Origin of the sequence: Rhodococcoides corynebacterioides NBRC 14404 (assembly GCF_001894765.1) — a bacterium.
Classification (GTDB): domain Bacteria; phylum Actinomycetota; class Actinomycetes; order Mycobacteriales; family Mycobacteriaceae; genus Rhodococcoides; species Rhodococcoides corynebacterioides.
The window spans coordinates 114,044-126,508 of record NZ_BCWV01000005.1 but is presented as its reverse complement, the minus strand read 5'-3'; the positions used below and the strand labels follow the sequence as shown (position 1 = coordinate 126,508).

Annotated in this window: 11 protein-coding genes and 1 pseudogene; 1 reads left to right on the top strand and 11 read right to left on the bottom strand. The window is 71.4% G+C overall.

Annotated elements, in window-relative coordinates; all coding sequences use genetic code 11:
* Nucleotides 1–39 precede the first annotated feature (39 nt).
* The 3 genes from nusB to RC2_RS13100 all read right to left on the bottom strand — a co-directional run bounded on the left by nusB (nt 40) and on the right by RC2_RS13100 (nt 2,400).
* Nucleotides 40–627 (bottom strand): transcription antitermination factor NusB, encoded by a 588-nt coding sequence (nusB, locus tag RC2_RS13110; RefSeq protein ID WP_068150481.1) that lies wholly within the window; start codon nt 625–627, stop codon nt 40–42.
* Nucleotides 628–1,191 carry an elongation factor P gene (gene efp, locus RC2_RS13105; protein ID WP_068150480.1) on the bottom strand — a complete coding sequence of 188 codons (564 nt, stop codon included), beginning with the start codon at nt 1,189–1,191 and terminating at the stop codon, nt 628–630.
* Nucleotides 1,192–1,305: 114 nt separating this feature from the next.
* On the bottom strand, nt 1,306–2,400 hold the full coding sequence (locus RC2_RS13100; protein WP_068150477.1) for a M24 family metallopeptidase: 1,095 nt from the start codon (nt 2,398–2,400) through the stop codon (nt 1,306–1,308).
* 104 nt (nt 2,401–2,504) lie between these two features.
* Between RC2_RS13100 and RC2_RS13095 the strand changes: the two genes are divergently transcribed.
* The gene (locus tag RC2_RS13095; protein ID WP_139277391.1) at nt 2,505–3,038 is read left to right on the top strand and encodes a B-4DMT family transporter; all 534 of its coding nucleotides are present in this window, start codon (nt 2,505–2,507) and stop codon (nt 3,036–3,038) included.
* A 4-nt stretch (nt 3,039–3,042) separates the two neighbouring features.
* Here the strand turns inward: RC2_RS13095 and aroB are convergent, their stop codons facing one another.
* From aroB to alaS, 8 genes and pseudogenes are all read right to left on the bottom strand, one after another.
* Nucleotides 3,043–4,203, bottom strand: coding sequence for a 3-dehydroquinate synthase (gene aroB, locus RC2_RS13090; RefSeq protein ID WP_068150471.1), 1,161 nt, complete (start codon nt 4,201–4,203; stop codon nt 3,043–3,045).
* Between the two features lie 194 nt (nt 4,204–4,397).
* Nucleotides 4,398–4,913, bottom strand: a pseudogene (locus RC2_RS18455) (shikimate kinase); the annotation flags it as partial.
* Between the two features lie 209 nt (nt 4,914–5,122).
* Nucleotides 5,123–6,310 (bottom strand): chorismate synthase, encoded by a 1,188-nt coding sequence (gene aroC / locus RC2_RS13080; protein ID WP_068150520.1) that lies wholly within the window; start codon nt 6,308–6,310, stop codon nt 5,123–5,125.
* A gap of 13 nt (nt 6,311–6,323) precedes the next feature.
* Entirely contained in the window at nt 6,324–6,911 is a 588-nt protein-coding gene (locus tag RC2_RS13075; protein ID WP_082895626.1) for a prepilin peptidase, read from the bottom strand.
* Nucleotides 6,912–7,011: 100 nt separating this feature from the next.
* Nucleotides 7,012–7,842: a shikimate dehydrogenase gene (locus RC2_RS13070; protein ID WP_068150465.1), complete on the bottom strand. Its 831-nt coding sequence runs from the start codon at nt 7,840–7,842 to the stop codon at nt 7,012–7,014.
* Between the two features lie 3 nt (nt 7,843–7,845).
* Entirely contained in the window at nt 7,846–9,171 is a 1,326-nt protein-coding gene (locus RC2_RS13065; protein WP_068150461.1) for an endolytic transglycosylase MltG, read from the bottom strand.
* Nucleotides 9,172–9,219: 48 nt separating this feature from the next.
* Nucleotides 9,220–9,789, bottom strand: a complete 570-nt coding sequence (ruvX, locus tag RC2_RS13060) for a Holliday junction resolvase RuvX (RefSeq protein WP_068150458.1) — start codon at nt 9,787–9,789, stop codon at nt 9,220–9,222.
* A gap of 2 nt (nt 9,790–9,791) precedes the next feature.
* Nucleotides 9,792–12,458 carry an alanine--tRNA ligase gene (gene alaS, locus RC2_RS13055; RefSeq protein WP_068150517.1) on the bottom strand — a complete coding sequence of 889 codons (2,667 nt, stop codon included), beginning with the start codon at nt 12,456–12,458 and terminating at the stop codon, nt 9,792–9,794.
* Between the last annotated feature and the right edge of the window lie 7 nt (nt 12,459–12,465).

Here is a 12,465-nt window from a genome sequence, read left to right as displayed (position 1 = left end):
GAGTCTAGCAATGCGCCCGACGGCGCACGGCGCTCGGTGTCAGTCGGTCCGCTCCCCCGGAACGTCGTCACGCTGCTCTGCCGCCGGCCTGGCAGCGGCTGTCTGCTCTGCCGCCGGCCGAGCGGCGGCTGTCTGCTCTGCCACCGGCCGAGCGGCGGCGGCCGCACGAACCTGCGGCGCCACCGACACGATCTGACCGAGCACCCCGTTGACGAACGACGGCGACTCGTCGGTGGAGAGCTGCTTGGCCAACTCCACCGCCTCGTCGACGGCCACCACCGGCGGCACGTCGGTCGCGTTCAGCAACTCCCAGACCGCGACGCGCAGGATGGCGCGGTCGACGGCCGGCAGGCGCGCCAGGGTCCACTGGTGCAGGTGGTCGGAGATGACCGAGTCGATGCGGTCGAGGCTCTCCGCGACGCCCGCGACCAGGGTGTCGGTGTAGACGTTGACGGGAGCGACGGCGTCGTCCTCCGCGGAGAGCGCACGACGGTCCGCGGCCAGGGCCACGGGGTCGAGGTCACGCGCCTCCGCTTCGAACAGGAAATCCACGGCGCGCTTGCGCGCCTTGTGCCGCGCGCCGAGCTTCTTCGGTGCCGGGCGACCGGTCTTGGCGGACTCGCTCACTCAGGAATTCACACGCCCGAGGTAGTTGCCGTCACGCGAGTCGACCTTGAGCTTGTCGCCGGTGTTGATGAACAGCGGGACGTTGATCTCGGCGCCGGTCTCGAGGGTCGCCGGCTTGGTTCCGCCGGTGGACCGGTCACCCTGCAGGCCGGGATCGGTGTGCTGGACGACGAGCTCGACGGTGACGGGAAGCTCCACGTAGAGCGGCAGACCCTCGTGCATGGCGACCTGCACCGTCATGTTCTCGAGCAGGAAGCGCGCCCCGTCGCCGATGGTGGCCTCGCCGATCGAGATCTGGTCGTAGGTGTCGCCGTCCATGAAGACGTAGTCGCTGCCGTCGTGGTACAGGTACGTCATGTCGCGGCGGTCCACCGTCGCGGTCTCGACCTTGACGCCGGCGTTGAAGGTCTTGTCGACCACCTTGCCCGACGTCACGTTCTTGAGCTTGGTGCGGACGAAGGCGGGGCCCTTGCCCGGCTTGACGTGCTGGAACTCGATGATCGACCAGAGCAGGCCGTCGATCTTCAGGACGAGCCCGTTCTTGAAATCACTGGTGGAAGCCACGTGCTTCGCATCTCCTCGTGTCGCGGTGGAAAATCCCGGGTGGTGCACGCCCGCGTCGGACTCGCCGTCCGGCACACCGCATCGCGCGCCGCACGCGGGCGCGGGGTGGGGCCGTCAGAGGACGGTGAAGTCCTTGCTGGTCAGCGTGAGCAGTTCCGGCTCGTCCTCACGGACGATGAGCGTGTCCTCGATCCGTACGCCTCCGCGACCGGAGAAGTACACGCCGGGCTCCACCGTCACCGCTGCACCGGCAAGCAGTGTACCGGTGCCGGTGGCGCCGATTCCGGGCGCTTCGTGGATCTCCAGACCGACGCCGTGTCCGAGGCCGTGCAGGAACAGTTCACCGTGGCCGGCGTCGTCGATGACGGCGCGCGCCGCGCCGTCGACCGCTCGCACCTCGGCGCCCGGCCGGAGGGCCTCCCGACCTGCGGCCTGCGACCGCGCCACCAGCTCGTACAGCTCGCGCTGCCAGTCCTGCGCCGCACCGAGCACGACCGTACGCGTCATGTCGGAGTGGTAACCACCCACCTCGGCGCCGAAGTCCAGCTTCAGCAGATCGCCGTGCTGCAGCACCGTGGCGTCCGGACGATGATGCGGGACAGCCGAATTGGCGCCCGTGGCGACGATGGTCTCGAACGAGATGCCGTCGGCCCCCAGCTCGAGCATGGTGTGGTCGAGCTCGAGACCCACGTCCTTCTCCGTTCGACCGGGCCTGAGCGAGCCCCGCTCGATCAAGGTGGCCAAGGCACGGTCGGCCACCCCGCACGCCTCCCGGAGCAGCGCGACCTCGACCTCGTCCTTGACGACGCGCAACTGCTCGACCGGGCGCGCGGCACGCACCAACTCGACGTCCGCCGCCTCGGCCCACCGAGCGTGGTCGTCGACCGACACGACGTGCGACTCGAAACCCACCCGCCGCGCGGGCGTGTCGGCGAGCAGGCGCACCGGGCCCGCCCGGTCGATCACCGCCCGCAGATCGGGCACCTGGGCGGCCACCTGCGTGACGTAGCGGCCGTCGGTGCAGATCACCGTGCCGTCCTCGCCCGCCGCCGTGTCGGACGCGGACACCAGCAGCGCCGCGTTGGATCCCGTGAACCCCGTCAGGTAGCGCACGTTCAGCAGGTCGGTGACCAGCATCGCGTCCCATCCCTCGGTGCGGACGAGGGAACGGAGGGCGTCGCGGCGGGCGGCATGATCGGCGGAGAGCATCACTCGAACGTACCGCTCGGCCGCAGGGCATCCGGGGCCGTGTCCGGGCACGGACCTGGCCGGTGTGCGCCCGCCGTCACGACGCGGTGGCTACTGTGTGCTCCATGACTGGCTGGGTGGTACGCGGTGTGGGGATGACGCTCGTTCACGTGGTGGCCCGGGTGGTGCTGGCTCTGGCCGTCGCAGCCGCGCCCACCCGCGGGTCGATGCTGCAGATACTGACCCTCGTGGCGGTGCTGCTCGTCGCGCTCGTCTGGGGCGCTCTCGACGGCATCGCCGCCGGTCGACGCGGCGACGAGGACGCCACCGATCACACCATGGTCTGGCTGAAGGCCTCGCTGGTCGCCGGCGTCGCCGCCGGGTTCCTCTCGTGGTTGTTCACCGCGATCGCGAACCTCGCCGTCAGCGCCAACTCCCTGATCTTCGAGATCACCGCCGGTGCTGCCTTCACCGTGCTGTTGGTCTTCGTTCCCGCGACCGTCTCCGTCGCGATCGGCCGATGGTGGGCGCGGCGCGGCGTGAACGACGGACCTCGCACCCGCTCCGCCGATCCCGACGAGCGACGCGCCGACGCCGACTCGTCCGCCGACTCGTCCGCCGACACCGAGGTCTTCGCGCCGGCTCGCGACCGGTCCTAGGGACTCAGAGCAGGACGGTCGTCGAAGCCGGTCCCGCGTCGCGCGCGATCGCGGAGTACGCGGCGGCGAGCAACGACGGATCCGGTCCCTCGAGACGTCCCGGCTTGGCCAGGTCGTCGAGGACGACGAAGCGCAGCAGACCGTTCCGGTTCTTCTTGTCGGTCTGCATCCCCTCGAGCAACTGACCGAAGGCATCGCCGTCGTAACCGACCGGTAGCCCCACCGACTCGAGAATGCGCCGGTGGCGGTCGGCCACCTCGTCGGACAGGCGACCGGCCACGCGAGCGAGTTCCGCCGCGAACACCAGGCCCACCGACACCGCGGCGCCGTGCCGCCACCGGTACTTCTCACGCCGCTCGATGGCGTGCCCGAGGGTGTGTCCGTAGTTGAGGATCTCCCGCAGATCCGACTCCTTGAGATCCGCTGCCACCACCCGGGCCTTGACCTCGATGGACCGCCGGACGAGCTCCGGCAGCACGTCGCCGGTGGGATCGAGAGCCGCCTCCGGGTCCGCCTCGATCAGATCCAGGATGACCGGGTCGGCGATGAATCCGGTCTTGATCACCTCGGCCATCCCGGCCACGATCTCGTGGCGCGGCACCGTCTCGAGGGTCACGAGGTCCACCAGCACCGCGGACGGTTCGTGGAAGGCGCCCACCAGGTTCTTGCCGGCGTCGGTGTTGATCCCCGTCTTGCCGCCCACCGCCGCGTCGACCATCGCCAGCAGCGTCGTGGGCACGTGCACCACGCGCACCCCGCGCATCCACGTGGCGGCGACGAAGCCGGCCAGGTCCGTCGCGGCTCCACCGCCGAGCCCGACGACGGCGTCACTGCGGGTCAGCCCGATCCGGCCGAGGACCTCCCAGCAGAACCCTGCGACGGGCAGTTCCTTGCCGTCCTCCGCGTCGGGGATCTCGATGCGATGCGCATCCACACCCGTCTCCGCGAGAGCGGCCCGCACCACCTCCGCCGTCTCGGCGAGGGGCGGCTGGTGGAAGATCGCGACCGTTCGCGTCCCGCGCAGCTGATCCACCAACTCCGTCAGCAGACCGCGGCCGATGACGACGGGATACGGATCCGCCGAGTTCACGGTGATCGTCACCGGCTCGGATCCCGTGACCGATCCGGTGTCGGTGTCGCTGCGTCCGTCGGTGTCCGGGCTCATGTCGGCTCCTGCGATCGGGGGGCGGGTCGCCCCGAAGGTGTGGTCGGGTGATCGGGAGTGGCGGGCGACGCCCCGGGTTGGGACGACCCCGATCGGTGCGTCCCGGACCGCCCCGTTCCGCGGCGGGACCGCCGCCGGGCACCGGTGCGCCGGGTCCGATCCGGTCCGGCCTCCGCCGGCTCGCGCGGCGCACCCAAGCGATCGAGCACCGCCGCCACGACGCGTGACGGACTACGCCCGTCCGTCCGGATCCGAATCGTCGCCGCCTCCCGATACAGCGGACGGCGAATCCGCATCAGTTCTCGGTACTTCGCCTTCGGATCGACGCCCGTCAGCAACGGGCGCGAGGTGTTCGCGTTCAGCGCGCCCGTCCGGCGCAGTCCCTCCCCGACGCCGAGTTCGAGGTAGACCACCGTGTGGCCCTGCAGCGCAGCCCGGGTCCGAGGGGACAGCACGGCACCCCCGCCGAGCGACACCACACCCGACCGCGACTGCAGCGACTCGACGACGACCTGCTCCTCGATCTCCCGGAACGCCGCCTCGCCGTCCACGGCGAAGATGTCCGGAATCGTCCGGCCGGTGCGCTCCTCGATCGCGGCGTCGGTGTCGTACAGCTCCACGCCCAGGGCCTTCGCGACCCGCCGACCGATCGTCGACTTCCCCGCGCCGGGCGGGCCGATCAACACCACTCGCGGCCGTACTCCCGGCAGCGGATCCGACCGGCCTCCGGCCTGCCCGGTATCACTCGACCGGCCTCCGGCCTGCCCGGTGTCCTGCGACCGGCCTCCGGCCTGCCCGGTGTCCTGCGACCGGCCTCCGGCCTGCCCGGTGTCCTGCGACCGGCCTCCGGCCTGCCCGGTGTCCTGCGACCGGCCTCCGGCCTGCCCGGTATCACTCGACCGGCCTCCGGCCTGCCCGGTCATCGCGGGGGGCGTTGGGACACGTTCTCGACGTAGCGACGCACGTTGTCCGCGGTCTCGGCCACCGAATCCCCGCCGAACTTCTCGAGGGTCGCCTGCGCCAGCACCAGGGCCACCATGGTCTCGGCGACCACACCGGCCGCCGGGACGGCGCAGACGTCGCTGCGCTGATGGATCGCGACGGCCTGCTCACCCGTCGACATGTCCACCGTCGACAGAGCCCGCGGCACCGTCGAGATGGGCTTCATCGCCGCCCGCACACGCAGCGGGGCACCGTTGGTCATGCCACCCTCGAGACCGCCGGCACGGTTGGTGGAGCGGACGATGCCGTCGTCACCCGGCGTGATCTCGTCGTGGGCGGCGCTGCCGCGCCGTCGCGCCGTCTCGAAACCGTCGCCCACCTCGACACCCTTGATGGCCTGGATGCCCATGAGCGCCGCGGCGAGCCGGGCGTCGAGTTTGCTGTCACCGGTGACGAACGAGCCCAGTCCGACGGGCAGGCCGTGAACCACCACCTCCACGACACCGCCGAGCGTGTCGCCGTCGCGCTTGGCGGCCTCGATCTCGGCGATCATCGACTGCTCCGTCGCGGAGTTCAGGGCACGCACCGGGCTGGCGTCGATCGCCTCGAGGTCGCCGGGCTGCGGCTCCGGCCCGACGTACGGCTCCGATGCGCCGATCGACACGACGTGGGAGAGCACCTCCACGCCCAGGACCTGGCGCAGGAAGGCGCGCGCGACGGTGCCCACCGCGACGCGGGCCGCGGTCTCCCGTGCGGAGGCGCGTTCGAGGACCGGACGGGCATCGTCGAAGCCGTACTTGAGCATGCCGGAGTAGTCGGCGTGGCCCGGCCGGGGGCGAGTGAGAGGGGCGTTGCGGGCGAGGTCGGCCAGCACGTCAGGGTCGACCGGGTCGGCCGACATGACCTGCTCCCACTTGGGCCACTCGGTGTTGCCGACCTCGATCGCGACGGGACCACCGAGGGTGCGGCCGTGCCGCACACCGCCGATCACGGTCACCTGGTCGGCCTCGAACTTCATGCGCGCACCGCGGCCGTACCCGAGACGCCGCCGGGCGAGCTGAGCGGCAATGTCCTCGCTGGTCACCTCGACTCCGGCGACCATGCCCTCGAGAACCGACACCAGTGCAGGGCCGTGGGACTCGCCGGCCGTGATCCATCGCAACACGAGTCCCATCTTTTCACGTCGCGGCGCCGAGCCACGCCACCAGGGTCGCCGCGCACAGTGGCGGTCCGTACGGATACGGGCCGCGGGCGCCCACACCGGCCGCGGCGGCCGCCGCGACCAGTCCGAGGATCGGCGCCAGGACGGCCGCCGACACCCACACCTCGGTCCCGGCCTGCCCACCCACCGCGCCGAGTGCCAGACACAGCTTGACGTCGCCGCCGCCGACCGCACCCGGCACCGCCGCGGCGACCAGCCAGTGCAGTGCCGCGTACGTCGCCGCCCCGACGATCGCCGGACCCGGGTGGTCCGCGGCGAGGATCACGGCCGCGGCCGCAGGCAGGGTCAGCTCGTCCGGCAGACGGAGCAGGTGAGCGTCCACGACGCACAGCACCCCGGCCCACGCCGTGAGGGCGACGACGGCCGCGGTCTCCGCGATCCCGGACCCGCCACTCGAGACCGCGGCACACCCGCACGCGAATGCGACCGCCGCGTGGTCCGCCGGGGTGGGCCGTGTCCATCGCCCGATGGTCGCGACGGCGAGGACACCGAGAACCGAGGCGGCCGCGACGACGGCCCAGAGCGGGAGGACGGGTTCGACCACGGGTCGACGCTCGCATCCGGGCGCGCCCCGGCAGGGCCGCGAACAGTGCCCCGGGGACGGTCGCCCACCCGGGGAGAAGCGCCCGCGCGACGGACGGCGGTCAGTCGCCCAGCAGTGCCCGCGTCATCACCTCGCGCGGAGCGGGACGGCCCGTGAACTGCTCGGTCTGGCCGAAGGCCTGGTGGAGCAGCATCTGCACTCCGCCCACCACGATTCCCCCGGCTCGCTCGACGGCCGCGGCGAACGGTGTCGGCCACGGGTCGTAGATGGCGTCGAGCAGCACCGCGACGTCTCCGGCAACGGGCACCAGTGCCTCGGCGCCGTCCGCCGGCACCGTGGAGATCACGACGGCGGCGCCCGCGAGGGTGTCGCCGAGTCCGGGGTCCGCGAGATCGGCCCACCGGGCGTCGAGACCGCATCGCGCGGCGCAGTCGAGTGCTCCGGCCGCGCGCCCGCGATCGCGAGAGACGACGGTGACGGAGGTGGCGCCGCGGTCGGCGGCCGCGACCAGCGCGGGCCGCGACGTGCCCCCCGCCCCCACGACGACCACGGACGCGCCGGTGAGATCGGTGACGCCGACGGTACCGAGCGCGCCCGTCACGCCGTCGACGTCCGTGCAGTCGGCGCGCCATCCGTCGGGGATGCGGACGAGGGTGTTGGCCGACCCGACCGCGTCCGCGCGCGCGGTGCGCTCGGTGGCGTACGCCAGCGCGGCGAACTTGCCGGGCATCGTGACCGAGACCCCCACCCACTCGGGGCCGAAGGAGTCGAGGAGCGGCGCGAGCTCGTCGGCGGTGCACTCGATGCGCTCGTACGTCCAGTCGGTCAGCCCGAGCGCGGCGAACGCGGCTCGGTGCACGATCGGCGACCGGGAATGGGCGATCGGCGACCCGAGAACGGCCGCCCGGCGGGGCCCGGTGTCGGCGTCCACCGCTCAGCGCCCACTGTCCAGGAATCCGCCCTCGACCTTCTGGATGTTGTCGAGGTGCGTCTGATAATTGTCGGTGAAGAGCGTCTCGCCCTGCGCGTTGATGGTCACGAAGTAGAGCCAGTTGCCCGGTTCCGGATTCTCGGCGGCCTGCACGGCGCCGACGCCCGGCGAGCAGATCGGGGTGGCCGGCAGGCCTTCGCTCGCGTACGTGTTCCACGGGGTGACCGTGCCGCGGTCCACGTCCGTGGTGGCCACTTCGGTGGTGTCCAGGGCGTAGTTGACGGTGGAGTCGAACTCGAGCTTCTGCCCGATCGCGAGCCGGTTGAGGATGACTCGGGCCACCTTCGCGAAGTCCTGGGGAAGGGACTCGCGTTCGATGAGCGATGCCGCGACCAGCACCTGATAGGGGTCGAGGCCGGAGGTCGCCCCGGTCTCGAGCAGTCCGGTGCTCTCGTAGAGTTCGGCGCTCTCGGTGACCAGCTGACGGATCATCTCCGCGGGACTGGCGCTGGGGTCGACGTTCCAGGTGCCCGCGGCGATCAGCCCCTCGAGCTGGCGATCGCGATCGGGGACGCGCGACACGGCGTCGCGGGCCCAGTCGGCGACACCGAGCTCGGCGGGATCGCCCGCCCCGGCCTCGTCGAGCTGCTGGTAGGTCACGCACGGAACACCCTCGCCCACAGCGCAACTCGCCTCGGCGATCAAGGTGTAGATACCCTTGCGTACGGCGCCGGTGTTGACGTCGGTGGTGTCGTGCAACTGTCGCCCCTCGGCAATCTGGATCTGACCCACACGCGCGGCGGGATCCACCAGTGTGGCCACCGCGTCCGCGGCCGGCAGTCCCTCCTGCAGTCGGTAGAAGCCCGGCTGGACCGCGGTGATCGCCGAGTTCTGCAGCGCTGCTTCGTAGAACGCGCCGGAGGACGCGGTGACGCCCTTGTCGGCCATCTCCTCCGCGATCTGCTCGGCGGTGTCCCCGGGCTGGACCGCGACGACGACGGTGGCGCCGCCGGGTCCGGCGAAGTCCGCCGCCGGCTCCGGGCCACCCCGGAACGCCGAGAACGCCCACACACCGGCCGCGCCGACCAGCACCACCAGCGCGATCACCGCGAGACCGCCGACGACGCGCGCGCGACGCCGCCGACCCTCCGCGGCCCGGCGGCGTCGGGTACCCGCCCGACCGGACGTCGGCGTGGGTCCGCCTCGCTCACCCACCGGGCGTGGCCGCGCCGCACCCGACCCGTCGCTCGGGCGACGCTCTCGCGATCCGTCGCGCCCTCGGTCCTCCCGGACCACGGGGATGCGGTCGGTGTCCCACTCGTCGTTCACTGCGTGGCTCCTGCGCCGTCGTTCACTGCGTGGCTCCTGCGCCGTCGTTCACTGCGTGGCTCCCGCGCCGTCGTCACCGTTGTCGGGCATCGGTGCCCCCTCCGTCTCGTCCAGCACGGTCGTGTCGTCGCGCTCGAGCCGCCGACGTTCGTCGAGCCACCCCTGCAGAATCGCCACGGCTGCGGCCTGGTCGATCACCGACCGTTGATTCCGGGCCCGGATTCCGCTGTCACGAAGTCCGCGCGCCGCACTCACCGTAGTCAAGCGTTCGTCCGCGAGGCGAACCGGCGTGCCGGGAAGGGCGCGTCCGAGAACTCGGGCGAACCGGACAGCGATGTCGGCGGCCTTCCCGCGCTCCCCACGCAGGGTGCGCGGAAGCCCGACGACGATCTCCACCGCCTCGTACTCGTTGGCGAGCGCGACGATGCGTCGCACGTCGGACGCGTCGGGATGAGTCTTCGGAGCACGCGCCACGGTCTCCACCGGCGTCGCGAGGACGCCGTCGGGATCGGAGGACGCAACGCCGATGCGGACGCTGCCCACGTCGATCCCGAGACGACGCCCCCGTCCCGGATCGTCGGCCCCGGGCCGGTCCGGCACGACGTCGCGGAGCGGCACGGTCAGGACGCGATCTCGCCGATACGTGCGGTGACCGCGTCGATCGCCGCGGGGATGCCGGCGGCGTCGGTGCCGGACCCCTGGGCGGCGTCGGCCTTCCCGCCGCCGCGTCCACCGATGGCCGGGCCGAACGACGAGACCAGCTCACCGGCGGCGATCCCGAGATCGCGCGCACCGGAGGTGGTGGCGACGACGAACGGCACCTTGCCGTCGACGTCGCCGAAGAGCGCGACCACGGCCGGCTCGGATCCGAAGCGGCCACGGATGTCCAACGCGAGTGTGCGCAGGTCACCCGCGGCGACACCCGTCGGCGCGGGGGCAGCGACCACCCGCACCGTTCCGACCGTCCGCGCTGCATCGACATACGATCCGGCGGAGGACAGCACCGCGGCAGCACGCGTGGCCTCGAGTTCCTTCTCGGCGACGCGCAGACGCTCGACGAGGTTCTCCACTCGCGCGGGCACCTCGTCGGTGGGCACCTTCAGCGATGTGGCGAGACCGGCGAGCAGCGCACGCTCCTTCGCGAGGTACCGGTACGAGTCCAGTCCGACGAACGCCTCGACGCGGCGTACCCCCGAGCCGACCGAGGATTCGCCGAGGATGGTGACCGGGCCGATCTGCGACGAGTGCTGCACGTGGGTGCCGCCGCACAGTTCGAGGGAGAACGGTCCGCCGATCTCCACGACGCGGACCTCGTCGCCGTAGTTCTCGCCGAACAGTGCCTGCGCGCCCATCTCCTTGGCCTCGTCGAGACCGGTCGTGAACGTGTTGACCGGATAGTCGGACCCGACGGCGTCGTTGGTGACCGCCTCGATGTCCTCGCGCTGGGACTCGCTCAGCCCGCCCTGGTAGGTGAAGTCGAAGCGCAGGTAGCCGGGCTTGTTCAGCGATCCGGCCTGCACCGCGTTCGGACCGAGGATCTGCCGGAGCGCGCCACCCACGAGGTGGGTGCCGGAGTGGCCCTGAGTGGCACCGCGGCGCCACTGGGGATCGGTGTGCGCGGTGACGGTGTCACCCTCGGTCAGCTGCCCCTCGTCGACGGTGACCTTGTGCACCCACACGGTCTTGGCGATCTTCTGCACGTCCCGCACGGTGACACGGAGGCCCGGTCCGGTGATCGTGCCGATGTCCGCGAGCTGGCCGCCGGCCTCCGCGTAGAGCGGCGTGCGGTCGAGGATCACGTCGACGTCCTCCCCCGCGGCCGCGGTGGGGACGCGAACGCCACCGGAGATGAGGGCGAGCACGGAGGCCTCGGTGTCGAGCTCGTCGAAACCGGTGAATTCGGTGGGCCCGCGATCGACGAACTCCTTGTACACCGACAGGTCGGTGTGCGCGTGCTTGCGTGCCTGTGCGTCCGCCTTGGCGCGACTGCGCTGCTCCGCCATGAGGGTGCGGAAGCCGTCCTCGTCGACCTCGAGACCCGCCTCGGCGGCCATCTCCAGGGTGAGGTCGATGGGGAACCCGTAGGTGTCGTGCAACACGAACGCCTCGGAGCCACCGATGCGCGTCCCGCCGGCGGCGGTGACCGACTGGGCGGTGGTCTCGAACAGCTTGGAACCGGAGGTCAGGGTGGTGAGAAACGCCCTCTCCTCCCCCACGGCGACGGACTCGATGCGCGCGAAGTCCTCGACCAGTTCCGGGTAGGACTCGGCCATCGTGTCGCGCACGACGGTGACGAACCGCGACATCGACGGATCGGTCGCGCCGAGCAGGCGGGCGCTGCGCACGATGCGGCGCAGCAGCCGTCGCAGGACGTAGCCCCGCCCGTCGTTGCCCGGGGTGACGCCGTCGGCGATCAGCATGACAGCGGTCCGCGCATGGTCGGCGATGACGCGGAAGCGCACGTCCGCCTCGTGATTCTCGCCGTAGGTGCGGCCGGAGAGCCGCTCCGCCTCCGTGATCACCGGGCGCACGAGGTCCGTCTCGTAGACGTTGTCGACCTCCTGGAGCAGGAACGCGACGCGCTCGACACCCATGCCGGTGTCGATGTTCTTGCGCGGCAGGGGTCCCAGGATCTCGAAGTCGTCCTTGCCGGTCCCCTGGCCGCGCTCGTTCTGCATGAACACGAGGTTCCAGATCTCGATGTAGCGATCCTCGTCCGCTTCCGGACCGCCGTCGCGGCCGTACTCGGGTCCGCGGTCGTAGTAGATCTCCGAACAGGGTCCGCAGGGGCCGGGGATGCCCATCGACCAGTAGTTGTCCGCCATCCCGCGGCGCTGGATGCGCTCGTCGGGCAGACCGGCGACGTCCTTCCAGATCCGGATGGCCTCGTCGTCGTCGAGATACGCGGTGGCCCAGATGCGCTCGGGGTCGAAGCCGTATCCGCCGTCCTCCACGGAGGAGGTCAGCAGCGTCCAGGCGAACCCGATGACCTCGCGCTTGAAGTAGTCGCCGAAGGAGAAGTTGCCGGCCATCTGGAAGAACGTGTTGTGCCGGGTGGTGACACCGACGTTCTCGATGTCGCCGGTACGCACGCACTTCTGGACACTGACGGCGCGATCGAACGGCGGGGTGCGCTGACCCAGGAAGTACGGCACGAACTGCACCATGCCGGCGTTGATGAAGAGCAGATTCGGATCGTCGAGAACCAGCGAGGCACTGGGCACCGGGGTGTGGCCCAAGTTCTCGAAATGGTCCAGGAAGCGGCGACGGATCTCGTGGGTCTGCACGACGGTC